Below are 26,323 nucleotides of genomic sequence, written 5' to 3' on the forward strand. Positions count from 1 at the left end.
GCGCCTCCTATTTATTTTGGCGGTCATCAGGCATCACGGTTAAGGTCAGCCCTTTCACATTCACAATGGTGACATGATCACCTTGTTTGAGTTGTTGATGGTCTTTGGTTTTGGCTCGCCATAGCGCACCGTCAAGCTGAACGCGCCCTTCGCCATCGATAAAGTCATCGCTCACGACAGCGATTTTCCCAGGGTAAGTTTCTAAACCTGTTGTCACACGTCGTCGGCGTATTTTGAGCAGCAGGCCGACCGTCAACACGATCAGCGCGACAGAAAAGATAGAAATACCGAAAATTAAAGGAAGGGCGATCTGAAACCCTGGCAACTCACTGTCCATGAGGAATATGGAACCGAGCACAAAGGCGACAACGCCACCTAAGCCCAAAATGCCAAAGCTCGGACTGAATGCTTCTGCGATCATCAGTGCAATTCCGAGTAACAGCAGACCAAGCCCAGCGTAGTTCACAGGCATCATTTGTAATGCATACATGGCGAGGAGCAAACAAATACCACCCAACACGCCGGGTAAGCCAATGCCTGGGTTGTAAAACTCAAGAAGCAAACCGTAGATACCAATGAGCATCAGGATGTAGGCGACGTTTGGGTTTGTGATAACGGCTAGCATTTCTGCTCGCCAATCGGGGGTTCTTTCAATCCATACGGGATCTTTCAGTGACAATGTCACATCACGATTGTTAACTTTAACAGTTTGTCCATCAATGGCTTTGACTAAATCCTCTGGTGAGTTAGCGATATAATCGATAACGTTTAATTCTAATGCCTCTGTGGCGTCCAAACTCGCTGCTTCACTTACTGCTTTCTCTGCCCACTCTGCATTTCGGCCATGAAGCTTTGCTAAGCCTTTAATATAGGCTCTAGCATCATTAATCACCTTTTTCTCCATTGCGGTTTTCGCGGGAACTTTCTCTGAGCTTTCGTTGGTTCCTTCTGACGTTTCTTCCGCGTTTTGATCTTTGCCATCATCCGATGAAGTGGGCTGAGGGGCACCACCTAACGCGACGGGTGTTGCCGCGCCAAGGTTGGTGGCTTCAGCCATTGCGGCAACGTGGCTGGCGAGTAAAATGTATGTCCCTGCGCTAGCCGCTCTAGATCCTGACGGGCCGACCCAAGTCGCAATTGGAGTGGAGGAGGTGGTAATCGCGTGAATAATATCTCTCATTGCGCTGTCTAAGCCGCCAGGAGTGTCCATCTCTAAGATCACTAAACTGACACCGTTGAGTTGCGCTTCTTCTATCTCACGAGACAAATAGTCGCTGGTAGCAGGACCTATAGCGCCTTTGACGGGAACAATCCAGACAGTATTGGCCAGTGCTTGACTAGCAAACAATAGTAAAGGTAAGACCCATATCCATAGTCGTTTCATGCAGTCCTCCTTGTGCGGTCACAGGGACTTTTTGAAAACCTAATTCAAGTATATACGCAGTAATACTAGTGCAAATAAGTAATTGATCACTCGAATTAGTCATATCAGCATTTATCATGGCACATCTGAGGCTACGGGCCTTAATATGAATATCGGTAGTCACTAATCGTGGAGCGTCTGGTGTGAAAAGGTTCAACAAAAAGGCAAAGTGACAGTAATCACTTTGCCTTCCTAATGTGTCTTAGAGGAGAGAGACTAACTGTTTACGTGGCGAGAAAATTGAACGAGTGCTTGCTCGGCAGGCATCGGTTTGTGGAAGTAAAACCCTTGCAACTCATCAATATTCCAAACTTTAAGCTTGCGTACTTGGCTCGCGGTTTCAACACCTTCGGCGACAATAGTTAAGCCTAACTCTTGAGACATGTTAGCAATGTTTCTTACCAGTGTTTTCGCTCTGTCATTGGTTTCAATCTCGTCAATATAAGATTTATCCAGCTTCACAATATCTAATGGAAAATTACATACACTACTGAATGATGCGTATCCAGTTCCAAAATCATCCAAAGCGAGTCCAACACCAAGTCGCTTGATGTCTTGAATGCTTTGGATTGATTCTATTTCTCCGCCCATCAACATACTTTCGGTAATTTCAAGCACAAGCTGGCCCGCAGAGAGGTTGTATTGAGCCATCACTTTTTTTAGGTAGGGCATCAGTCCTGAATGATAAAAGTGCTGCGCGCTTAAGTTCACATGCACGCTTAACATCGACAGACCTTGCGCATGACGAACTCCATTGAGCCGACTGATAAATTCGCACGATTGTTTGAGAATGGACTCTCCCAATTCGACGATAAGTTTTCCTTGTTCTGCCATCGGAATAAATACTTCTGGTGAAATCATCCCTAATGTTGGATGTTGCCAACGAGCAAGTGCTTCAAAGCTAATGACTTCAGTGGTTTTAGCATCCACGATAGGCTGGAAAAAAGGTTTAATCGCATCTTGTCTAATGGCATTTTCTAAATCGCGATTGATCACCATAGACGTTTCCGCTTGCTCTGATAGTTCTTCATCAATGACTAATACTTCGTGAGAGTGACGACCCTTAGCGGATTGTGATGAGAAACGTGCTGCAAGCAGCAAATGCTCGACAGATTGGTGAGTAATGTTTAGGTCCATCATCACCGCTTTACTGTCTAATGACATCATGATCCCAGAGAGCTGGACCTTATGTGACAAATGATTCAGTAATCGATTGGTAGCATCTATCGCTTTTTGGTGGTGCTCGATATCTGGAATCAAAACGATAAATTCATGCTCACTAATTCGGCCTATTTGGAATGCCCCTAATTGCTCACGTATTGCGGATGCGATGTATTGAATCACTTCATCAAAAATGAGGTGACCGTATACCCCTGCAATTTGCTTGAGAGTTTTACTGTTAATGTACACAAACGAAAAATGGTTTGGCCGTGTCTCTACGAGCTCGTGCAGTGCATTGAGAATGACAGGACGATTACAGAAACCGGATACCGGATCAAAGTCGGTGAGTTTTTGGATCATTTCTGCTTGCTGTTTTGTCTCTCTCATATCCTGAAGCAACAACATCAGTGCACTCTGACCATGATGTTGAATGAGCGTGGCTTCTATCAAACAGTCGATTTCTTCGGTATTGCTATCGAGCACTTGCGCTTCGAATTGTGTTTTACCGTTTTTCAGCTCTCTGAACATTGCGTCAACTCGACATTCATCGTCCTCCGATGGGCACAAGGTGTCTAGAGGACGATCTATCAATTGCGATTTGCTGTAGCTCAACAGATCTAACGCTCGTTGGTTGACATCGACTATTTTACGATCGATAACAATTAGCATGCCTAGTGAGGAGCTATGGTACAGAGCACCAAACTTTTCCATCGAGTCTTTCAATTGCAGTTGGGTTAACGATGTATTTTCAGAGAGCTTTTGTACCAGTTTTGTCGCTAACTCTAATTCGTCTACTTTTACAGAATGCAAGCCTTCAAGCTGGTATTGAGAGGCGATTTCGCTTATTCCTTCAGCAAAATGATTAAAGCGAGTGGCGACCTTATTTTTAAACGTGATGTAGGTACCCGCAGCGATGATTGATGCCACAACGCCAACCGTTGCAAACAGGTACATGAATAGCGTATTACCTTTCGCATAATGCTCTCGCTGTGTTTTCGTTTTTAGCCATGCGATTGGTTCACCAGATAAATCAGAGAGTGAGGCCCATTTTGTTATTGACCGCGAGGTCTTCTCTATATCCCGCATCTCACTACTGTCTGATCCACTTACCATCTGCGTCTCTAATGAGTTTTCCGCAGTTAAAATGGATTTAAAGTCTCCAGGAAAGCGCAAAGATAGGTTTCTTCCCCAAAGCATCCATCCGTTAGAAGGGCGGTCGCCTTCACTATTTCTAACTGGGCTGAGGCTAAGACCCCAAATAGTATCGTTGATTTTAAACAACCCTGAGATGCTCTCTCTATGGATATCAAGCTTGTGATTCATGGACTTGATGTAATCTTGAAGAGTAGGTTGATTCGCCATTTTAGCGGTGAGTTCTGAAGAAGTGTCGGGGTTATCCTCACGAGTTAAGGAGAGCAGGGTTTGCCCATTAGTCGTGATAAACGCCATCATATCGAGGTTTAACGCATCAATGCTCTCTGTGTAAAGGTTTCGCTCGGTATATTTCGCAATATCACGATCAACAAACAGATCGTACGTTTCGTCCCAGTACGCCCAGTCGTATGAGGCGCTTTCTTGCTGGCTCACCATCATGTCGATGACAGCGAGTGCTTGCTGATTCGCATGGTTAATTTCCATGTCTTCGAGCTCATCTAAGCTATACAGGAAAAAATAACGGCTAATAAAAAGGAAGCTGATGACCATGCCCAGCAGTCCTAATGAAAAGTATAAGGCGGTTTTATAGCGAAGATTCAAGTTAAACAAGCGAAGTGTTTTCATTAAAAAATAGTTATAGATGTTAATTCACTGAAAGTGTACGACATGTTCTAACAGAAATTGTTGATATAGATTCAAATTATAGAGATAAAATGAAGGATTTTCTGAGCTGATATGGTAAGTGAAACGTTTGCTCTAATTACTAGATTTTCGTGTTTGCAATTAAAATGCTCAATAACGTACCGCGCATTCAAATTACGGTTTAATCGTGCAGCTAGTAAAGGTATAAATCTTTTTATAAAACAGTCTATTAGTGTAACTAGTGCTTTTCTTCTGTATCTAAACTTCTTTTGTAATAGTAAACTGCGAAAAAATGATGGGTAATTATGATGTTTATTGTTCAACGCTTGGTCAAACTGGCCATTATCTGTGCCATTTTCTTTACTATCTTCGATCTCATCTCCTATGGTGAGATTACTTGGGTTCAAAGGTTGCTGGCTTCTATAAGCTAAATCTAGAATTCAATATGCACACATAACTCCACGAAGCGAGTCAATTCTTCGTTACTCGCCTTCGTCATTTGCTCCTTATCTGAGCTTTAAATAAAAGTCCCTCCACGTGCAGCTCTGGTAACCGTTTTCCATTAATGGAAAAAACCTAAAAATGCAACTAACTTCATACTAATGGCAAGTGTAAGGTATGCAGTTGATGAGGCAATTCAGCATAATCACATTAGTTGTTGTGACACTCATTTTGAGCCAAGCAACAATCGCAAGAAATGCTAAGATGCTAGGTGATATTTCGTTAGTTCAGCCGATAGAAGGCGACCCCGTCGTAGATATTAAGCTGGCGAGAATTGGCTGGCATCTCTTTCGTGATCCTCAGCTATCTTCAAACGGTAGCGTCAGTTGTGCGACGTGCCACAACTTGCAAACCAATGGCGCTGAAAATACACCTGTCTCTACAGGGGTGAAAGGTGATGGAACTCGAAATTCCATCACAGTGTTTAATGCAGCGTTAAATTATCGTTTTTTATGGGATGGTACCGAAAACACCTTGATGGCTCAGATTGATGGGCCAATCCACAATCCAATAGAAATGGACTCAAACTGGCAAACAATAGAGCAGTACGTGAAAGGAAGCGAACGTTATCAAGCGCTATTTAGCCGTGATGGTGAGCTACCGATTAATATTCATAATATCAAGTCCGCCATTGTGGAGTTTGTCGAAGGGCTCCAAACTCCAGGTGCACCATTCGATGCCTACTTACTGGGTTACACCCATGTCCTCAGTGAGCAGCAAATTAGGGGGTGGAAAACATTTCAGTCTTCAGGTTGCGTACAGTGTCATCAGGGCAAAAATATTGGCGGAGCGATGATACAAAGGTTCGCCTATTTCAAAGATAAGCCAGTAGTAGAGGATTCGGGACGTCACCTGATTACGACGGAAAGTGAAGAACAATTCTATTTTAGAGTCGCCAGTTTACGTAATGTCGCCCTAACAAGTCCTTATTTTCATAACGGACGAGTTGACCAGTTATCCGAGGCGATACAGATTATGGCGAAAACGCAGCTCGGTATTACGATGAGCGATGAAAGTGTCGCTGATATTGAAGCGTTCTTACAGTCCTTGACCGCACCCAGACCCGTGATTTTAGAGGTGTTGGAAAATGAGTAAATTCAAACTGGTTAATATCTGCTTTTTTATTGCCATGCTGACGTGTTGTGTATTGGCGTACATGTCACATGTGAATTCAAAAAGTGCACAAGAATTCCACGCGGAGTTGACGGATATTGGGCACAAGTTGATTGAAGAGCGCGATGTTATAGTGAATCGATATGCGGTTGAAGATAGGAAGAATTATGAACTGACGACATCTTTAGTGGATATAGAAGTCGCAGCTGAGAACTTGCTAAATTCATCAAGGGAGTCAGTTTGGTTCCCTGTGACGCCCAATCATAAAAAAGTTGAGGATACGCTCAACCTATTCAAAAATCGTGTGCTTGATACAACGCTGAAGCTCGATATGTTGATTGGCGTTCAGGTAGAGAATCAATACGCGTTATTAATGCTATTCAACTTATATCAGCAAGATATTTCTACCGATACCGGAAAGACGTTGAGTGGGCATCACTATTTTGAGTTTCTCAACCAACTGCTTTTGACACAAAACGCAGTTGAGAGTGAAAGTGAAGCCAATTTCTTAGATCGGCTTCAAGCGAGCGATAAAAGGATAGAACTACTCACGAATGAACTGCTTGATCATGGATACTTTGTTTTTATTGAGGATGCGGAGCATCGGCTGCTCAATATTGCCCAAAGTGAAGCGCGTTTTACTTGGTTGTTTGTTTTTATTGCCGTGATGTTGTTAGTCAGTGCATTCTTGTATCAATCGCAATATCGAATGTACAACTTGAAACAATTGAACCTCGAAATCGAGGAGGCGCGAAATAAAGCCGAGCGAGCGGCAAAAGCCAAATCAAGTTTTCTCGCCGCAATGAGTCACGAATTAAGAACGCCGATGAATGGTGTATTAGGTCTTTCTCAAATGATTGCAGAGGAAACCAAAGAGCCGACGACTAAAGAGTACGTGAAAGTCATTCTTGATTCTGGCCAACACTTGATGACGATTCTCAACGATATTTTGGATTTCTCCAAAGTTGAAGAAAACAAACTGGAATTTGAGCAGGCTAAGTTCAATTTAGACCAAGTCATTTCTCCTGTGTGTAGCGCAATAAAACCGCTCATCGATGAAAAAAATATCGAATTGATCGTGGAAAATGAAGTGCCTGAATACGTTGAATTTACCGGAGACTGCGCACGTTTACGACAGATTTTGTTTAATCTTGCTGGCAACGCGGTGAAGTTTACCAGTGAAGGGCATGTGTTAATCAGAACGGAACTTGATAAGGTAAATCATTGCTTGGTGATGATTGTGAGTGATACTGGTATTGGTATCGCGCTAGATAAGCAAGAACATGTTTTCAACTCGTTTGAGCAAGCCGATTCTTCAACTACCCGAAAATTTGGAGGCACAGGGCTTGGTTTGGCAATAGTTAAAAAATTAACTGGCTTGATGGATGGCAAGATTACATTGAAAAGTGTGGAGGACGTCGGAAGTCAATTCATCGTCGAACTGCCCATTCCTTGGGTTGAATGCGAACTTCCAAAGGCACAAGAGCCACCAAAAACGCGCAAGAAAACACACAATTTGCAGATATTGCTTGCTGAAGATAACCGAGTGAACGCCATTGTGGCGAAAGGGTTTTGCGAAAAGTTGGGACATGAAGTGGATGTTGCTGAAAACGGATTGGTGGCGGTTAAAAAGGCGAGAGATAACGAATATGACCTGATTTTGATGGACAATCACATGCCTGAGATGAATGGTGTTGAAGCGACGCGTGTGATTCGACAAGAGTTAGGTATCAAAACATTACTCTTTGCGTATACGGCAGATGTATTTCGTGAGGCGCATGATAGCTTTATTGAAGCCGGAGCGGATCATGTGCTTACAAAACCGCTACAGCAAGAGAGCTTTTCGGACGCTCTTAAACAGTTTGCTGCGAGGCTCGAACCAAAAGAGAATTTACCATTAACGAATGACAACAACGTTCTCCAGTTGCAGCGCAAGCCAATAGAGAAGCTACGGCTGACAGAAGAAGAGTTATCCAGTTCAGAGATGCTCATTTCTTTGCAAGAAGCGCCGGAAGCGATAGATGAGCTACTAAAAAGTATTATTGTCGATTTTGAATCATCGGTTGATGAACTTATTGATTATTTTATGGCTGAAGATTTCGCGTCTCTAGAAGACACGTTGCATAAAACAAAAGGTATGGCATTGAACCTTGGTTTGCCGATTTTAGCTGGACAAACGGAGGCGCTAGAAAACACGCTCAAAGCGAAGCAAACTCCTGAAATTGAGCGGTTACAGATGCTAATCAACCGATTACAAGTTAACATCCATCAGGCTAATCGACTTCTGGATGACATACAGAAAAAAAACGTCGATCCTCAACAAATTTTGTAACCTCTCTGAGTTCATGCGTTCCTTACCTTGTTTCGTTATGGTTTACTATGACGTGAATGGATGTGTTGATTCGTCAATGAGAAAATCAGGGAGTTAGAATGAGTAAGCATTCCGCTTTAATCGAATGGCATCGCGAAGCTGACGAAGTATTCAGTGATAACCAGTATAGTCGGGCGCACATTTGGAAGTTTGATGGAGGGTTGCAAGTCCCTGCGTCACCATCTCCACACGTAGTGCCGTTGCCACTGTCTGTAGAAGAAAATGTTGATCCGGAAGAAGCATTTGTTGCGGCACTTTCCAGTTGTCACATGCTTGTTTTTCTCTCTATTGCGGCGAAACGACGTTACGTTGTGGATCGCTATCTAGATGAAGCAGTAGGAGAGCTGACAAAAGGTGAAAATGGGAAAGAATGGGTGTCTAAGGTAACACTAAACCCTAAAATAACATTTGCTGGTGATGATAAACCGACACGATCTCAATTAGAAAAAATGCACCACATGGCTCATGAGAATTGTTTTATCGCCAATTCGGTTAAAACTGAAGTGACGACGCTTATTGTGGATTAAATGAAGCTCTTCTTCAAAGCACAGTGTATCGCCGAATAGCGTTAAGCCAGCAGTCCGGCTGCTGGCTATTGTGAACTAAACGATGCCTTGCTCGATCATCGCATCAGCGACTCTTCTAAAGCCGGCAATGTTTGCGCCTAAAACTAAATTACCAGGCTGACCAAACTCTCGACTGGTTTCGTTTGCATTAATAAAGATGTTTTTCATGATGGTCTGTAACTGGCTATCGACTTGCTCAAAGGTCCAGTTTTGCATGCTGGCATTTTGTGCCATTTCAAGCTGACTGGTTGCAACGCCGCCTGCATTGGCTGCTTTCGCTGGCCCATAAGCCATTTCGGAATCCACGATGATATTGGCCGCATCACGAGTGGTTGGCATGTTTGCTCCTTCACTAATCAAAACACACCCATTATCGATAAGAGCAAGAGCATCGTTTGACGTCAGTTCATTTTGGGTCGCGCAAGGGAATGCGGCGTCAGCTTGATATCGCCATACAGCATGCCCTTCATTAGGATAGTCACCCAACGGCGTATACTCTGCTTCAGGGTAAGTGTCTAAATACTCTTCTAAACTTGCTCTTTTCACTTCTTTAAGTTGCTTGAGGAGCTGCAGATCAATACCGTGCTCATGATAAATCGTGCCTCGAGAATCGCTGCATGTTACTGGGGTTGCTCCCATGTGGTATAGCTTTTCAATTGCATAGATAGCGACGTTACCTGCGCCAGAAACGAGGCAAGTTTTGCCTTTTAGTGAATCATTACGGTCATTGAGCATGCATTCCGCAAAATATACGGTTCCGTATCCCGTTGCTTCTTTTCTAACAAGTGAGCCCCCCCAAAGAAGGCTCTTGCCTGTAAGTACCCCTTCGTAGCGGCCCGTCAATCGCTTATATTGACCAAACATATAACCAATTTCACGCGCACCGACGCCGATATCGCCAGCAGGAACATCTGTAACAGGACCAATGTGGCGGTATAACTCGTTCATAAATGATTGGCAAAATCGCATGATTTCACCGTCAGATTTTCCTTTAGGATCGAAATTTGAACCGCCTTTTCCGCCACCAATTGGAAGGCCAGTAAGCGCGTTTTTAAAAATCTGTTCAAAGCCGAGGAACTTTATGATGCTCGCGTTCACTGAATGATGGAACCTCAGTCCGCCTTTGTATGGACCTAACGCGGAGTTAAACTCGACGCGGTAGCCTTTGTTTATTTGCACATTCCCTGCGTCATCGACCCAAGGAACTCGAAACATGATTTGACGTTCTGGTTCTACGATTCTTTGGATAATCGCTTGTTCTTTATATTTATTATTGCTTTCTATGACTGGAGCGAGAGAAGTTAATACTTCTTCTACGGCTTGGTAAAACTCTTTTTGAGCCGGGCTACTGTGTTGCAACGCAACAATAGTATCGTGTATGTGTGACATAGATCTCTTCCTTGATATGAATAAGCAATCAGTTTATATGAATTTATTCCCATTAAATAGTGATTTTGACCAATTCTCAATGGCTATAATGGTCTTTCCTGCGGATGAGAACGCTCAATTTCCAACTTCTGGTCGTATTGATGAGGAAGATTAAGTGAGTGACATGATTGGATGGTTGAGTGATCGGTTTCACATATAGCGAGCAGAAGCCAAATTAGTCGATATTGTTGTGCTGTCACGCAAACTGTTTTTGTTAACTCGGTGTTAACATTTGAGCGTGTTGACTCGAAAAAGATAAAAATATGCATGAGCTTAAGACTCTGGACTCGTTTATTCAGCAAAACGGTCTACCAGTGTTTGGCCATCTTGATGGGATTCCCACATCTTTACAGTTAGATAAGTTTACCTACCTTGATGAGATGGATAAGCCAGCGTCTAAGTGGCGCCGTTACTGTGACTATAAGCAGTTTCAGTTCGTTAATTTGGTCACACCTAACTACGTGATTGGGGTTGCGATTGCGGATATTAGGTATTTAGCATCTGGTTTTTGCTATCTGTTTGACATTCAAAATAATGAGTTAGTGGAGCAGCAGTGGTTAAAGCCTTTTAATATTGATTATCAAACTCAGCCTTCCAGTTGGTCTAGTCATGCCCATCTTGCTGACAAAAGTATTCAGTTTTCTATTCAGAATGGTATTTGGCACGTCCACTTTGTGACAAAGTCTGTCAATGCTGATCTCTACTTACGTCCAGAAAGTATGAGTTTGCCATTAATGTTGTGTACGCCAACCGGTTATGCGGGTTGGACTTATACGCAGAAACATAATGCGTTAACGGTAGATGGCAATTTATTCATATTAGGAAAGGAACAAGATCTCTCAGAAGTGGCTGCTGGTTACGACTTTTCCGCTGGGTACATGCGACGGGAGACAAGCTGGCGGTGGGCGAGTATTAATTGCTTTGAAAGCGGCAGAAGGTTGGGGGTGAACTTAGCTGCGGGTGTCAATGAAACGGGCTACTGTGAAAATATATTCTGGATTAATGGTGAACGGCATTTTTTACAGCCTGTTCAGTTTCAATTTTCACGAAATGATGAAGGTCAAAGATGGCATATCATGTCGGAAGATAAACGGATTGACCTAGTATTCACGCCTTTAAATCGACGTTCAGAAAAGAAGAACTTTTGGTTTCTCAAAAGCAATTTTCGTCAATATATCGGCTATTTCTCTGGCTACATCGTTGATGGGAATGGTATCAAACATCAGTTAGAAGAAGTCATAGGTCTTACTGAAGATCACTATGCAAAATGGTAGAAACACAATGGATTGGACACAGTTGATGGAACGCCCTGAATTACTTCTGATGATTTTGGCGCCTGTTTTCTTTTTATGTATGGTTGCAGAGTACTGGTTTGGACAACGAAGGGGACATTTGCCTGAAAGCGCGACGTATTATATTCCGGAAGTTGTATGTAATTTTGTGCTTGCGGGCTTACACCAAGCGACAGACATACTCACGGGTTTACTGATTGCTCAGTTATATTTGTGGTGGTTTGATTGGCGATTGTTTGATATCGAAATGAGCGTTTCAGCGTTTTTGTTACTTGTCGTTCTGCAAGACTTTTTCTATTACTGGTTTCATCGGGCTAGCCACCGTATTCGTTGGATGTGGGCTGCGCACGTGGTCCATCACAGCTCGGAGAGAATGAATTTCAGCACCGCGTTTCGTCAAAGCTTGATGTATCCGTTAGCGGGAATGTGGATTTTCTGGTTGCCTTTGGTGATTATTGGCTTTGATCCCAAGTGGGTCGTCTTCGTTGTGCTGTTTAATCTGGGCTTACAGTTTTTTGTTCATACTCAATCAATTCGCTCGCTTGGACCGCTAGAGTGGGTATTTAATACGCCATCTCATCATCGTGTTCATCATGGTATAAACCGTCAGTACATCGACAAAAATTACGCGGGAGTGTTGATTATCTGGGATCGGATGTTTGGAACGTTTGAACCAGAAGTGGAAACCGTTAGGTATGGAATTTCTAAACCGGTAAACAGCTTTAATCCCATTCGTGTGACGTTTGCAGAATGGAAAGATATGTTTTATGACGTAACACGACCAAATTTAACGTGGAAACAACGTTGGCGCTGTCTATTTGCTCCGCCATCGGATTCTTTTGAGTAGATTGAGATAAAAGAGATTGGAGCGGGCAGCGGGAATCGAACCCGCATCATCAGCTTGGAAGGCTGAGGTAATAGCCATTATACGATGCCCGCGCATCGATAGGACGCAGTTAATATGCCACACTGAACGAAAAAGAAAAGTCTTTTCTCATCAATTGTTTGTCAGACGCCTAAAAAAGTAGCGTCTTGGTGTTAAAGTGTTCATTGTCTCTGTTTTTCAGGAGGGTCAGAGATTCCGCTTCTAAAATCGATGGCTGCTAATTAGGGGCAAACACACTGTCTACTAGCGTTTAGGTATTGATGATATTCAAGATTGTCAGTGTAAAGGTTAATTGCGTTTATTGAACAGTCACGTTTCATGGTCAAGACTAGATATTGAAATGATTACTTTTTACTGCTGAAGCGTATGTATAGCACTAGCGTAATTCCGCTGAAACAGTCAGCTTAACCAAAGGAGATTTAACATGTGGAAAGGTTTGATATTAGGGACGGTGATGATGCTCGTGTCTGCTTGTACAACCGTAACGACGGATGTTGATAAGCAAGCCGATTTTTCAGCTTACAGAACGTTTGATTTCGGTGCCCAAGCAGAAGCCCCTACGAGTATTGATGGTCGACGTATTGAACAAGGATTGGCTGAACAGCTTGAAGACAAGGGCTTAATTAAAGTGAATAGTGGTGGGGACCTTTACGTTCATCATGATATCGTCGAAGAGTCCGAGCTTGTCTCTTCTGGGTCTTCGGTGAGTTTCGGTTATGGTTGGAATAGCTTTGGCGTGATCACTTCAAGCCCGGAACGATACAAAGAACGTAAGTATGGCAAACTGGTGGTAGAGCTTGTTGATGCAAAGGCTAATCAGGTTGTGTGGAAAGGTGTTTCAAGTAGGAAACTATCTGAGTCTATGAGCTCTGAGAAAAGAGAGTCTCTGATTGAAGAAGAAATTGCGAAAATGTTTGAAAACTACCCTTACGGTGAAAAATAATTAGTATTCTTAACGATTAAGAATACTAATTGCCAATCGTTACGCACAGGGTTAAAAGAACTTATTATTTTGGTTTTGGTTACCTTTGTGCGTACGACTCTGATTGCTTTACTCGGACTACTTTTCTGCTTGTTGGCTCCGAGCATGAGTATGGCGCACTCATACCCAAATTTTCTTTCCTTTCATAACCAGAATATTGCTGTTGACGCTAAGTCGAAGCTCTTTTCAGAACACCCTGCCTCTCCAATACAACAAGACTATCCGAGTTTAAACAGCCGGAATATATTGAGGGTTAGCCATTCTAAGGAAACGAGCTCGAACGACGATGTAGAACTCGAATGGTTTGAAACGCTTGCTGTAGTTTGGTGGACACATCGTTCGGCAATTCACTCGATGGGGCTGCTAAAACGCATCGGCAATGAGGCTTTAGGTCGTTGTGTTGAAAGTATTTTTACTCATTCTAAATACAGAATCGGTGCGAGGAAAGAATCGAATCTCATATACCGCTTTATACATGCTCGCTAACACATTCCATGTTTTTACAATTTTTGGTTAGTTATGCTTAGGAGCGGTTTATGTTTGATTCGATAATTCAGGTCTTGAGTGCCTTTTGGCATCAAGATTTTACGGCGTTAATGGCGCCAGGCGGAGCAGGATTGGTTTATTTTGTTGTTGCTGCGCTTATCTTTTTGGAAAGTGGTTTTATTCCTGCTGCGCCATTCCCATGCGACAGTGTCGTCGTATTATCCGGTACGCTGGCGGCGGTTGGTGTCCTTGATCCAATAATGATCATGTTGGTGATAGCTGTTAGTGCGGGATTGGGAAGTTGGGCGGCTTACTTACAAGGCAAGTGGCTAAATCGCTTACCTAAGGTCCAAGGCTGGGTGAGCGCGGTTCCTCAAAAGCGTTTGGAACAGGTCGACGTATTACTCAGTAAACATGGATTGATTGCGCTTTTTTGTGCGCGGTTTATTCCGGTTGTTCGTTCCCTATTGCCATTAATGATGGGGTTGCGAGTGAAACGTATTAGTAAATTCCATTACTTTGCGTGGTTGAGTGCGATTTTATGGACGCTGATATTATGCGGTTTTGGTTTATTGCTTCCTTTGCTACCAGAGAATATGAGCAAAGCGATCACAATGCTATTAATGGCGGCCCCAATAATTACTCTTGTGATTGGGGTGCTTAGTTTCTTGTTTGTTAAAGCACGTCGAGCGTTCTGTAAATCCAAGGATGTGTCAGAGTTTTCTCAGTAAGTTTACTTTGATTTGCACTTTTAAGCTTGTATACAGATTAGACATCTAATCGGCTGGTTTTTATCAGTAAAAAGAAAGGCGCAATGTATGCGCCTTTCTTTATGAGTGTCGTTAGGGTTTCGAGTTTAATAGCCAATGCTATATAGGTACTCGCCAACCTCTTTACACTGAGACTTGTAGATATTTTCTACTTCGGATTCATTCTTATCTGCTGCTTTAAATTCAAGCTCAGCAGAAGATAACTGGCTGAAACTATAGTTTCTTTCAGACATTAGGTAGTGTCTGAACATCGCTCTGTGTTCTGGAATCGCAATACGTGCATTAGAAACGTTGGCACACTCTAGCAGAGTCTCATTGCTCATTTCTTCTGGCTTTGCTTCTGTGTTAGCGAAGGCAGAGCCCGTTGCAAATAGTAATGCTAGTGCGATAGTCGTAGCGAATTTTGTCATTATATGGACCTCAAATTGGTTCTAGTAACAATGAGCGTATTGGTTCTCATCGTTACATTTCCGTGTTCTCTGTATGTCATAAAAAGTTAAACAACAGGGAAGGCGTTGCGACCATGAGTAAAGACGTACATCAAATTGGCTTCTTTTCTTCCTGAGAGGCGATAGAGAGAGCGTTTACTCATCAGCCCGCTATAACCATCAAGAGGTAAGCGAGATGCTTGTTTTGCCAATTCCAATAGTGGCGGGGAAGAGAAAGCAACAAGTAAAAAATAATCAGGAGTAAAATCTGATGATAAAACACCATCAGTGGCGGATGTTCGACGGCAGGAAACCAGCGCTAACAACTCGCGCTTTATGTGCAGATAATAACCTTCTGAGCCCCAAGAACTTGGAGAGGCAAATGTATGGAATTCGCTGTGTGCTAGTTCAAAATCGTCTTGTTGCGCAAGTTTAAGCAAGCGTTCTGAGGTGTAATGTTTAGTGTGGTGATACGTATGCGCATATGAGGCAGCGATGAACCCTGAAAATAGGGACAATGAAAGCATCAATAATATACGGTGTAGATAACGCAAGAAGTAACCCTAAACATATAACGTCATAGACTATCACTATGGCTACGGAATCTTAGTGACACTATGATAACAATGAAAATCGGTGTCTGACCAACTCAGCGTATACTAACGAGATGGAAGAGGGATGAACAGAGTTTTCTGATGTTATTTAGGTATAAGCTAATACCTAAATAATTTTAGCGTTGAAGCAAGCGAAAACTGGAAAAATAGGTAAAGAAAGAGAGTCATGAGGCCTGGAAGCTTGAGTCAATCCGATTATTTGTTGGGGAAGAAATAGAGCATTCTTCCCCACATGATTTGCACCCGTGTTATGCGCTTGCGTAAATAACACTGCCGCCTTTTATGGTGTCAATGATCTCACGAGACAACTTCTTTGGCAGTGCAGGGCAACCCCAACTGCGCCCAAGGTAACCATTCTTCTTGATAAAAGAAGGGTTAGCATAGTCGGCACCGTGCACAACGATATAACGCTCGCGAGCTTTATCGTTCAACCCTGAGCTTAGACCATCTAGTCGAAGTGAATAGCCATTTGAGCCGTAGTAGGTGGTGTCAGTCAAAAACGTACCCAGTGATGTTTTACGCGAGTTCACCACATTTGAAAACTGCGTCGCTGTTTTCTTTCCACTGTTCACACCGTGAGAAACATAAGTATTGTAGATAAGCTTCTTTTTATCTAAATCAACCACATAAAAGCGCTTTTCAGTCGATGGTTTACTATAGTCGATGATGGTTAGTACTGATTTCTTTCTATCAGGTGTTTTTTGGTACGCGATATAAGCGTCACGAAACAATTTAAAGTCTACTACGCCATCTAACTTTGCTTGTTTGAACACTTGTTCAATTTGATTCTGTGGTATGTGACTTTTGACTTCGTTATCTGCTTGTTTTGCAAAGGCAAAAGGAGAGGCAGACAGAAATGTCCATATAAATAATAAAATTAACTTTTTCATCTTGGCTAAATAAAACTCTATGGTGTTACAAATTTACCGATTGCTTCATGCATTCGTTAAAACAACATGCACATCAATATAATTCTATTCCCAATGTTTCTTATTGTACGCTTAGGTACTTAATATTGGGTTAACGATAAGTTTTCAAGTTAAAAACTAACTGTTTGAAACTCAAATAAATTATGAAGTTAATCGATTGTTTCGATAAACTTCGGCATAAATAATATCTGATATGCGTAATTAATAAAACTGTGTTTAAGGATATTTGTGAGATGGCGAATTTATAAAAACGACGTTTTATTTTTTCTAGATTAGAAACTCTTTTTATTTCAATGTGTTTGTCTTTTGTGCGTCTATTCAGCCTGCGTTTAGATTTGTGATTTGACTCGTAACAAATCGTAACGTCAACTCGTTATGTGTGTTAGTGCATTTTAAGTGAGTGGGTAAACAACAAGATGGATAAGAAAGGTAGAGAAATACCGAGAAGAAGGGCATTTCCTGTTCACAAGTGATAAAGCTAAGTCTAAGTGGAGCCGACAAATGAGCTTCTACACGAATCATCTAAGCCGGTGATTAGCAGTACAAAAGTAAGTTTTGTCAGCTTTTACTTATTTCCTCATGTTTTCAATTAAATACATAAAAGTCTGAACTAAACTTACCAGAAATTAATTCTATCGTTTTGATTAAATATTTAAATAACTGAGAGCTTTCATCGAAAAATAATAATGCCAAAAATTAACGTACGAACTTGTATCAATTTTTATCTTGTTGAATCTAAGAGTGATTTTTTATGTTGGACCTTATGTTTGATTCATAGAGAAAAATCCCCTTTCTTAGCTGAGTATCGAGTTTTTAATTTTGATCTTTAAACCTATTTTGTCATACCTGATAATGCAGTGACATTAACATGCCAAGCATAATTGATATATTTAGCTAAGTAGGCGAAAATCTTGAGGGTGGAGAGTTCCCATTAAGAGAAGCTATTCAACCTGTTTAAGGATGGTTATGACAGCATTTAACAAAGTGTTTATTGTCACACCCAATGCGCATGATTTTGCAATCTTGCAAGAATCTGCATTGGAAATGTCCCTTCAAGTAACCACAAACGAACCTATCCAGCTGTATGGAGAATCTGTTAAAGACAGTTGGAGAAGTATTGATATTGAATGGTTAGATGTTGAAGGTGAAAACACATTACCTAGGCCTGATGTTGCTGCTTGGGGAGCGGTTACTTTCGCTGTGCCAGCTGCCATTGCTGATAAGCTTGGTGCGTTAAGCGAGAATGTCGAATTCTTGCCATTGAGTCTAAAAGGACAGCCTTGGCGAGCATTAAATATTATTACTCAAATCGATGCTATTGATAGCTCTGCTACCAAGTATAACCTTCGTAATGGGAAACCGAGTCGTACTAGGCCGTTTAAGAAACTCGTTTTGAATAGAGAAGCCATTAATGAAGCTGGCTTATTCAGAGTAAAAGGTGCGGGACTCAGAACGTTTTGCACGGACAAAAAAGGTGGATTGTACGATAGAGTCAAAGAACTAAATTTGACTGGATTGGATTTCAAAGAGGTGTTTGTTTAAGAGTAGATAAACGGTAATTTTATGCAACTGTATTATATCTATAGGTGTGTGATAGTAAGAGCTAGATTTTTTGTTCTCTTTATGAATCACACGTGACCAAGTACAGCAGCCACATACATGGCTTCTGTACTTAATCTTTAATAAGATGTCCCTTGAACAGTAATTGAACCTACTATGGAACCATCGAAGCGGCTATCGTCATTTGCGGATTGCCACCACAAATTCAGTTGTTCCTTACTCATTGGCTTACCAAATAAATAGCCTTGCATATAGTCACAGCGGTAGGACGATAACCATTCATGCATCACATTGTGCTCAATACCTTCTGCGGTGACCGTTTTATTTTGAGCGTGGCATAGATCGATGATGGGTTTGATCACATGACCGTTGTTGGTTTTCATCAATGTAACGAGGAACTCTCGGTCAAATTTGATCTTTTGAACTGGATATTGGACAAGTTGAGTCAGCGATGTATAGCCAGAGCCAAAGTCATCAATGGCGAGACGATAGCCACGCTTCGACAGCTCATCAAGTAATGCTGTACCTTGTTGTTCTGCGGCAAAGGTTTCTGTTATTTCTAATTCAATACATTCTGGTTTCACACCGTTTTTGCTTGCTTGGTCATGAATATAATTCGCCATTTCGATGGAGTTAAGCTCTGCTGAAGAGAGGTTGATCGAAAGGACAATGTCTTTGCCAAAAATATTTCTTAATTGGTGATATTCCGCTGTAGCGTTGGCGAAAACCCAGCGATCAATTTTATCAAATAAGCCCGCCTGTTCCGCGATTGGGATAAACTCTTTCGGAGGCACGGGACCAATGCCTTCCGCTTCCCAGCGCAATAATACCTCTAGTCCTTCAATCTCGTTGTCCCGATTATTCATATAGGGTTGAAAAACGAGATGGAACTCTTCTTCCACGTTGCTTTTTCTGAGCGCTCGCTCAAGCTGACTGCGTCTTTGAGACTCAACATTGAGAGCAGCTGAGTAATAAGCGTACTGGTTTTTCCCGGCTCGTTTGGCTTGATACATTGCCGCATCGGCACTGGAGAGTAATTTCGCGACGTCTGTACCGTCTTGAGGGTACTGAGCGATACCTACGCTCGCAGTCACGGGGAATGAATTACTCCAAGATGGACTGAGATTGCTAATCGGCTTTAGCAACTCTGAGGCCAGCAAGTCAGGTAGGCGTTGTGCATCCTGATTTGAGCTCAATAAAATAGCAAATTCGTCACCAGACAATCTTGCTGCAAAACAGGGACTATCGTAGTCGTGCGAGAATTTTTGACAGGCATTTTTGATGTGTGATGAAAACACCTTTAATAAGTTGTCTCCCAGTTCATGCCCGTATTTGTCATTAACGTACTTAAAGTTATCGAGATCGACATAAATGACCCACAAATGCCGCGAAGGGGAGATGAGTTCACGAGTTGCAAGTTCATGGAAACGATGGCGATTAGCGAGTTGCGTTAGGTGATCCGTTTCAGCCAGGCGTTTTGTCTTCTTATATATGACGTTGAGCTCTTCATACATATCAAAAAAGCGTGAGGATAAGCGTCCTATTTCATCGTTTGTTTCTAGCTTTTCAATGTTGCCGCGTTGATTTGTTTCCAGCTCTTGTAGCTGTTTATCGAGGCGAGAAACGGGGTGTAATACATAACGATACAAAACCAAAACAATTAAGGTGATGGTACAAAACGCCGCCACACCAAAGGAAAGGGCCAGTTCTAGCCACACTTTATCGACTTTATTCCACATCAAATATTCAGCGGGGGAGAGTACCGCATAAAAGTGTGGCAATAGTTCAATCGTCTGAGCGAGAGGAATATCGAGATAAATAGGCTTGTCGGCAAAAGTTATCACGCTATGCGTGTCGAACTCGATTTCGTGCTTGATCTCATTGAAGGCTTCGAGCGATACCGATACCACCACGAAAAAGACATTTTGCGGATCAAAACTTAGAGGTTGTGTCCCTGTTCGTTTGTCGATGAGTTCGTATTGCAGAAGAATACTTTGCCCGCTGGAATTGTAAATAAAGCCAGTATGGTTAAACGCTTCTCTCGTACTAAAGCTTCGCGAGATGTAATCCAATACCTTAGGGTCGACTACACCTGATGATTCGTAGTATTTATTTTCTGTGTAATAAAGAAGGTTTTGTTTCCCGTCGAGAATCGCCATGCTTGCATCGCCTGTATAGCCATGGCTTAACACATTTGCGGTTTCATCGAGTCGGTTAAATAACACGCGCTCACGATACGGATTGTTATGATTCACCAAGTAGTCTTGCAATACATCACTTTTGCTTAATGTGTATGCATAACTATTGAGGAATATGTTGGCTTGTCGGAACTGCCCTGCGAGCTTTTCCATTTGCAATTGGATATAGCTGTCTTCTCGCTTGATGAGCGTTACTTTTTGAATGCTGTAAATAATATAACTTGATACCAGCGCGCTTAATAAGATCACTGGCGCGACAAGCAAGATGACTCGATTGCTTAACTTCATTATGGCTTTTAGTTTCCGTTTGTGTCCCTACAAACGTCGCATACCATATAAGGTACTGAACGGATGATGTGTTTTGCAAATTGTAACCAGATTGTAAGGTGAGCGTTCTCCAAAATCAGACAACCATCCAAGAACTGTGATGATGTGTAAGGTTTCCATCTCATTAACTAGAGTGTTTCTCAGTAATGGGACGTATCTCTTTTTCAACTGTCTTTAAAAACCTCACTTCAAGTGTAGATTAAGCCAATCATCGAAACGTTTCGATGATAAAGTGTGACTCATGTACCTTTTTACTATTCGATGACCCGTTAATTACGGATCATTCTCACACCTTATCGATCTCACTCTGGTCAAATTACCACTACGAATTATTATTTCATCGAAACGTTTCGATGAGTTTTCTGTTAATAACGAAAACACTTTAAAACAGGCGCTCATGGTTGTATGAACGTGTAACCGAAAGGTCGATGAGATGAAAAAAAGTACCCTAATTAACTCAGATATTTCTTACTTGGTGGCGACGCTAGGCCACACCGATGAGATCACGATATGTGACGCTGGCCTGCCAATCCCTGAGCATGTACAGCGAATTGATTTGGCGCTAACGCATGGCGTACCAAGTTTTCTTGATACTGTTCGCGTGATTCTATCTGAGTCGCAAATCGAAGGGGTCATTATTGCGGAAGAGTTTTCTGATGTAAGCCCAGTTTTGCATCAAGCATTGCTTAACGAACTGAGCAAAGAGAGCGAAGAAACGGGTAAATCTATCGAGATCAGCTACGTGTCACATGAAGCATTTAAAGCACGCACGGCACAAAGCCGCGCTGTCGTTCGAACTGGCGAATGCTCGCCATACGCGAACGTTATCTTTCAAGCGGGCGTGGTTTTTTAAGCCAGAGATATTGAGGACAGATTATGACTCAAGCCATTCTACAACTGAGCGACATTGAGAAAGCGTTCCCGGGCGTGAAAGCACTGGACAAAGCGAGCCTGAATGTTTACCCAGGCCGTGTCATGGCGCTCATGGGAGAAAATGGAGCAGGCAAGTCAACATTGATGAAGGTGCTGACTGGCATCTATCACATGGATGCGGGTAGCATCCAATATCAAGGCCAACCTGCCGCGTTTAAAGGGCCGCGTGACTCTCAGGAAGCGGGCATCAGCATCATTCACCAAGAATTGAACTTGATCCCTGAACTAACGATTGCTGAAAACATCTATCTAGGTCGTGAATTTACCGGCACGATGGGGCGTATTCAGTGGAGCAAGATGTATGAAGAAGCAGACAAGTTGCTTCAACGCCTTAACGTAAAGCACTCATCGAAAACGTTGCTTGGTGATTTGAGCCTAGGTGAACAGCAAATGGTGGAGATCGCGAAAGCGCTTTCGTTTGAATCGAAAGTCATCATTATGGATGAGCCAACTGACGCGCTGACTGATACCGAGACGGAGTCACTATTTAAAGTGATCAACGAGCTTCGAGAGCAGGGCTGCGGCATTGTTTATATCTCACACCGTCTTAAAGAAATCTTTGAAATCTGTGACGATATTACGGTGCTTCGTGACGGTAAATTTATCGGTGAGTGCAAGGTGCCCGACACTGATGAAGACGGCCTGATCGAAATGATGGTTGGTCGTAAGTTAGAAGAGCAATACCCACGTATTGATGTACAACATGGCGAAACTTGCCTTGAAGTGATTGGCCTGACCGGATCTGGCGTTCACGATGTGAGCTTCACGCTGAAACGCGGTGAGATTTTGGGTATTTCTGGTTTGATGGGGGCAGGCCGCACCGAACTGATGAAAGTAATTTATGGCGCGTTGCCAAGTGAGCATGGTGTTATCAACCTTGATAACAAAACCATTAACCCGGTTAGCCCACAAGATGGCTTAGCAAATGGCATCGCTTACATCTCTGAAGATCGCAAAGGCGATGGCTTGGTGTTAGGTCTCTCGGTTAAGGAGAATATGTCACTTTGTTCTCTCAATCATTTGACTAAAGGCTTCCAAATCCAACATAGCGACGAAGTGATTGCCGTGGAAGATTTTATCAAGCTATTTAATATCAAAACCCCTACGCGCAACCAAATCATTGGTAACTTATCCGGCGGTAACCAGCAAAAAGTGGCGATCGCGAAAGGGTTAATGACCAAACCTAAAGTTCTGATTCTCGATGAGCCAACACGTGGCGTCGATGTCGGTGCGAAAAAAGAAATTTATCAACTCATCAACAAGTTCAAAGCCGAAGGCATGAGCATCATCTTGGTGTCTTCCGAGATGCCAGAAGTGCTCGGTATGAGTGACCGCATTCTGGTTATGCATGAAGGTCGTATTACTGGCGAATTCGATGCGAAAGACGCCGATCAAGAAAAATTACTCGCCTGTGCCGTAGGCAAAAAGATCAATGAGGAAGCAGCATGAGTACTAATACCATGAGCAAACCAACCGAAGCTAGCAACAAGAAGTTGTTCACAAAAGAGTGGTTGATTGAGCAAAAATCACTGATAGCACTGATTTTTTTGATTGTTGTTGTGTCATTTTTGAACCCGAACTTCTTTACGGTCGACAACATTCTCAACATTCTTCGTCAAACCTCAGTGAATGCCATTATCGCGGTAGGTATGACACTGGTTATTTTAACCGCAGGCATCGACTTGAGTGTTGGTTCCGTACTGGCGTTATGCGGTGCCTTTGCGGCAAGCATGATTGCGCTTGAAGTCCCGGTGCTGGTGGCGGTTCCGACTGCTTTAGTCGCAGGTGCAGCGTTAGGTGCAATTAGCGGCATCATCATTGCGAAGGGCAAAGTACAGGCTTTTATCGCTACGCTGGTTACCATGACGTTACTACGCGGTGTGACTATGGTGTATACCGAAGGTCGTCCAATCTCGACAGGTTTTACTGACACAGCTGATGCGTTTGCATGGTTTGGTACCGGCTACGCGCTAGGTATTCCAGTACCTGTTTGGTTGATGGTAGTTGTATTCGCTGCGGCTTGGTACCTACTTAACCACACTCGCTTTGGTCGCTACGTTTATGCACTAGGTGGCAACGAATCAGCGACTCGTCTATCTGGTATCAATGTAGACCGAGTGAAGATTGGTGTGTACGCAATCTGCGGTATGCTGGCAGCGCTTGCAGGCATCATCGTGACTTCTCGCCTGTCTTCGGCGCAGCCAACAGCGGGTATGGGCTACGAGCTAGACGCTATCGCAGCGGTTGTTCTTGGCGGTACCAGCTTGATGGGCGGTAAAGGCCGTATCATGGGTACGCTAATTGGTGCGCTGATCATCGGTTTCTTAAACAACGCTCTTAACCTACTAGACGTTTCCTCATACTACCAAATGATTGCCAAAGCAGTGGTTATCTTGCTCGCAGTACTGGTAGACAACAAAAACAAATAATCCATAACCATTAAATCCTGAATACAAACCGAGCCAGTGGGCGTGTGCTGGCTCACCCTACACAAAGGACTAGAACGATGAAAAAACTTGCAACTCTTATCTCTGCTGCACTTCTTTCTTCCACTGTATCAGTAGCGGCACAAGCCCAAGATACGATGGCGATTGTGGTTTCGACGCTAAACAACCCGTTCTTCGTAACGATGAAAGACGGTGCGGAAGCTAAAGCGAAAGAATTGGGGTACGACTTAATTGTACTGGACTCGCAAAATGACCCGAGCAAAGAACTGTCGAACATCGAGGATTTAAGTATTCGCGGTGTAAAAGCAATTCTTATCAACCCAACGGATTCTGATGCTGTGTCTAATGCGATTCGTATGGCGAACCGTTCTAAGATCCCTGTATTGACACTAGACCGTGGCGCAAGCCGTGGTGAAGTCGTGAGTCACATCGCGTCCGACAACGTGATCGGTGGTGAAATGGCAGGCCACTACATCATGGAAAAAGTTGGCGAAAAAGCAAAAGTAATTCAGCTTGAAGGTATTGCGGGCACATCGGCGGCGCGCGAGCGTGGTGAAGGTTTCATGAATGCCGTGAAGGGCAGCGATATGGATCTTCTTGCCAGCCAGCCAGCAGACTTTGACCGTACTAAAGGCCTAAACGTGATGGAAAACCTACTCGCGGCTAACCCTGATGTACAGGCGGTATTCGCACAGAATGATGAGATGGCGCTAGGGGCACTTCGCGCAGTTCAAGCATCTGGCAAAGACGTCGTTATCGTTGGTTTTGATGGCACGGAAGACGGCATTGCGGCAGTTAACCGTGGCAAACTAGCAGCAACCATCGCGCAGCAGCCAGATCTTATCGGTGCTTTGGGTGTCGAAACGGCTGACAAAGTCTTGAAAGGTGAAAAAGTAGAAGCATACATTCCGGTACCACTAAAAGTAGTGACTAAATAAGTTTGACGTTCAATAAAGCGTCCTAATTTTTGCTCTCTCCTCCGTTTATATCTGTCGTTTAGGAGGAGAGGGCAAACATACCCAAGTGACTTAAAAATGCAGGGTATAGATGCCTTTGGCTTTTTATCGTGACTCCTTCGCTAAGGAGAGAAGTTAAAGTCATCTAATGTATTTTCCAAAATAGTTTTTCAAAAAAAGGGTTCATTCAGAACCGAGGATAACCGTATGAATAAGTTAGTGGTGTTAGGTAGTGTAAACGCTGACCATGTTCTTCAAGTGCCTTCTTTCCCTCGCCCTGGCGAAACGCTACATGGTCGCAACTATCAAGTTATCCCAGGTGGCAAAGGTGCCAACCAAGCTGTTGCTGCAGCTCGACTCAAGGCTGATATTGGCTTTATTGCTTGTGTAGGCGATGACTCGTTCGGCATCAATATTCGTGAAAACTTCAATATGGACGGCATCGACATCACTGGTGTGAAGATGCAACCAAACTGCCCAACTGGCATTGCGATGATTCAAGTGTCGGATAGTGGTGAAAACAGCATTTGTATTTCAGCAGAAGCGAATGCCAAATTGACAGCAGAAGCGATTGAGCCAGATTTAGATCGCATTCGCCAAGCGGATTACCTGCTGATGCAATTGGAAACGCCGATGTGCGGCATTGAGAAAGCCGCGCGAGTGGCGAAAGATGCAAAAACTAACGTCATTTTAAACCCTGCCCCTGCTCGTGAACTGTCAGACGAACTGCTTGCTTGTATTGATGTCATTACACCAAATGAAACCGAAGCTGAAGTCCTGACGGGGGTAACGGTAACGGATAATGACAGCGCGCAAGAAGCGGCGAATGTGCTTCATAGCAAAGGTATCGAAATTGTCATGATCACTCTCGGTGCGAAGGGTGTTTGGTTAAGTCAAAATGGTAGAGGTGAGCTCATCCCGGGGTTCCGTGTTGACGCGACTGATACCACCGCAGCAGGGGATACGTTTAATGGGGCATTCGTCACTGGCCTGTTAGAGGATTTACCTTTAGAATCAGCAATTAAGTTTGCACATGCGGCGGCTGCAATTTCTGTGACCCGCTTTGGCGCGCAGACGTCGATCCCAACTCGCGAAGAGGTGGACGCGTTTCTCGCTGCACAATAGGGCTTAAACGCCTCATTAATTAGGAGTAAT

The 26,323-nt window shown here is 43.2% G+C and carries 20 protein-coding genes and 1 tRNA gene; 13 read left to right on the forward strand and 8 right to left on the reverse strand.

Features of this window, described 5'->3' with window-relative positions; genetic code table 11:
- Positions 1-7: 7 nt before the first annotated feature.
- Together NL645_RS01755 and NL645_RS01760 are read right to left on the reverse strand one after the other, a co-directional pair.
- On the reverse strand, positions 8-1,384 hold the full coding sequence (locus tag NL645_RS01755; RefSeq protein WP_046875968.1) for a nodulation protein NfeD: 1,377 nt from the start codon (positions 1,382-1,384) through the stop codon (positions 8-10).
- A gap of 255 nt (positions 1,385-1,639) precedes the next feature.
- Positions 1,640-4,288 (reverse strand): EAL domain-containing protein, encoded by a 2,649-nt coding sequence (locus tag NL645_RS01760; RefSeq protein WP_085344439.1) that lies wholly within the window; start codon positions 4,286-4,288, stop codon positions 1,640-1,642.
- 720 nt (positions 4,289-5,008) lie between these two features.
- Between NL645_RS01760 and NL645_RS01765 the strand changes: the two genes are divergently transcribed.
- The 3 genes from NL645_RS01765 (at position 5,009) to NL645_RS01775 (ending at position 8,893) form a co-directional block, all read left to right on the forward strand.
- Positions 5,009-5,977, forward strand: coding sequence for a cytochrome-c peroxidase (locus NL645_RS01765; RefSeq protein ID WP_253651416.1), 969 nt, complete (start codon positions 5,009-5,011; stop codon positions 5,975-5,977).
- Positions 5,970-8,327, forward strand: a complete 2,358-nt coding sequence (locus NL645_RS01770) for an ATP-binding protein (RefSeq protein WP_253651064.1) — start codon at positions 5,970-5,972, stop codon at positions 8,325-8,327. The genes NL645_RS01765 and NL645_RS01770 overlap by 8 nt, the downstream gene beginning before the upstream one ends.
- A 98-nt stretch (positions 8,328-8,425) precedes the next feature.
- The gene (locus tag NL645_RS01775) at positions 8,426-8,893 is read left to right on the forward strand and encodes an OsmC family protein (protein ID WP_253651065.1); all 468 of its coding nucleotides are present in this window, start codon (positions 8,426-8,428) and stop codon (positions 8,891-8,893) included.
- Between the two features lie 75 nt (positions 8,894-8,968).
- Here NL645_RS01775 and gdhA read toward each other — a convergent pair whose 3' ends face one another.
- On the reverse strand, positions 8,969-10,321 hold the full coding sequence (gene gdhA, locus NL645_RS01780; protein WP_164665539.1) for an NADP-specific glutamate dehydrogenase: 1,353 nt from the start codon (positions 10,319-10,321) through the stop codon (positions 8,969-8,971).
- A gap of 302 nt (positions 10,322-10,623) precedes the next feature.
- Here gdhA and NL645_RS01785 point away from each other — a divergent pair, with 302 nt between their 5' ends.
- Both NL645_RS01785 and NL645_RS01790 read left to right on the forward strand, forming a co-directional pair.
- On the forward strand, positions 10,624-11,634 hold the full coding sequence (locus NL645_RS01785; protein ID WP_253651066.1) for a DUF2804 domain-containing protein: 1,011 nt from the start codon (positions 10,624-10,626) through the stop codon (positions 11,632-11,634).
- Positions 11,635-11,641: 7 nt separating this feature from the next.
- Positions 11,642-12,499, forward strand: a complete 858-nt coding sequence (locus NL645_RS01790; RefSeq protein WP_243327922.1) for a sterol desaturase family protein — start codon at positions 11,642-11,644, stop codon at positions 12,497-12,499.
- Positions 12,500-12,516: 17 nt separating this feature from the next.
- Here the strand turns inward: NL645_RS01790 and NL645_RS01795 are convergent.
- Positions 12,517-12,591: transfer RNA gene (locus NL645_RS01795), tRNA-Gly, on the reverse strand.
- 371 nt (positions 12,592-12,962) lie between these two features.
- Between NL645_RS01795 and NL645_RS01800 the strand changes: the two genes are divergently transcribed.
- A complete protein-coding gene (locus tag NL645_RS01800) occupies positions 12,963-13,481 on the forward strand; it encodes a DUF4136 domain-containing protein (protein WP_053807830.1) in 519 nt (172 codons plus the stop codon).
- Positions 13,482-14,056: 575 nt separating this feature from the next.
- Positions 14,057-14,737 carry a DedA family protein gene (locus NL645_RS01805; RefSeq protein ID WP_164665540.1) on the forward strand — a complete coding sequence of 227 codons (681 nt, stop codon included), beginning with the start codon at positions 14,057-14,059 and terminating at the stop codon, positions 14,735-14,737.
- A 125-nt stretch (positions 14,738-14,862) separates the two neighbouring features.
- On the opposite strand, the gene NL645_RS01810 is transcribed toward NL645_RS01805, so the two are convergent.
- The 3 genes from NL645_RS01810 to NL645_RS01820 form a co-directional block, all read right to left on the reverse strand.
- Positions 14,863-15,186, reverse strand: a complete 324-nt coding sequence (locus NL645_RS01810; RefSeq protein WP_005397141.1) for a hypothetical protein — start codon at positions 15,184-15,186, stop codon at positions 14,863-14,865.
- Positions 15,187-15,272: 86 nt separating this feature from the next.
- Entirely contained in the window at positions 15,273-15,731 is a 459-nt protein-coding gene (locus NL645_RS01815) for a hypothetical protein (protein ID WP_046875978.1), read from the reverse strand.
- A 335-nt stretch (positions 15,732-16,066) separates the two neighbouring features.
- Positions 16,067-16,708: a murein L,D-transpeptidase catalytic domain family protein gene (locus NL645_RS01820; protein ID WP_006741014.1), complete on the reverse strand. Its 642-nt coding sequence runs from the start codon at positions 16,706-16,708 to the stop codon at positions 16,067-16,069.
- Positions 16,709-17,713: 1,005 nt separating this feature from the next.
- Here NL645_RS01820 and NL645_RS01825 point away from each other — a divergent pair.
- Entirely contained in the window at positions 17,714-18,289 is a 576-nt protein-coding gene (locus NL645_RS01825) for a DUF1629 domain-containing protein (RefSeq protein ID WP_046875979.1), read from the forward strand.
- Positions 18,290-18,426: 137 nt separating this feature from the next.
- On the opposite strand, the gene NL645_RS01830 is transcribed toward NL645_RS01825, so the two are convergent.
- Complete coding sequence (locus NL645_RS01830; RefSeq protein ID WP_046875980.1) at positions 18,427-20,793, reverse strand: EAL domain-containing protein; 2,367 nt, start codon at positions 20,791-20,793, stop codon at positions 18,427-18,429.
- A gap of 472 nt (positions 20,794-21,265) precedes the next feature.
- Between NL645_RS01830 and rbsD the strand changes: the two genes are divergently transcribed.
- The 5 genes from rbsD (at position 21,266) to rbsK (ending at position 26,293) form a co-directional block, all read left to right on the forward strand.
- Positions 21,266-21,685 (forward strand): D-ribose pyranase, encoded by a 420-nt coding sequence (gene rbsD, locus NL645_RS01835; RefSeq protein ID WP_005397153.1) that lies wholly within the window; start codon positions 21,266-21,268, stop codon positions 21,683-21,685.
- A gap of 23 nt (positions 21,686-21,708) precedes the next feature.
- Positions 21,709-23,214 (forward strand): ribose ABC transporter ATP-binding protein RbsA, encoded by a 1,506-nt coding sequence (gene rbsA / locus NL645_RS01840; protein WP_253651067.1) that lies wholly within the window; start codon positions 21,709-21,711, stop codon positions 23,212-23,214.
- Complete coding sequence (gene rbsC / locus NL645_RS01845; RefSeq protein ID WP_006741011.1) at positions 23,211-24,194, forward strand: ribose ABC transporter permease; 984 nt, start codon at positions 23,211-23,213, stop codon at positions 24,192-24,194. Before rbsA ends, rbsC begins: the two co-directional genes overlap by 4 nt.
- 77 nt (positions 24,195-24,271) lie before the next feature.
- A complete protein-coding gene (gene rbsB / locus NL645_RS01850; protein WP_006741010.1) occupies positions 24,272-25,150 on the forward strand; it encodes a ribose ABC transporter substrate-binding protein RbsB in 879 nt (292 codons plus the stop codon).
- Positions 25,151-25,375: 225 nt separating this feature from the next.
- Positions 25,376-26,293, forward strand: a complete 918-nt coding sequence (gene rbsK, locus NL645_RS01855; protein ID WP_005397162.1) for a ribokinase — start codon at positions 25,376-25,378, stop codon at positions 26,291-26,293.
- Positions 26,294-26,323 lie beyond the last annotated feature (30 nt).

Source organism: Vibrio sp. Y51_MX_L26, assembly GCF_024181935.1.
In the GTDB taxonomy this organism is placed as follows: Bacteria; Pseudomonadota; Gammaproteobacteria; order Enterobacterales; family Vibrionaceae; genus Vibrio; species Vibrio diabolicus.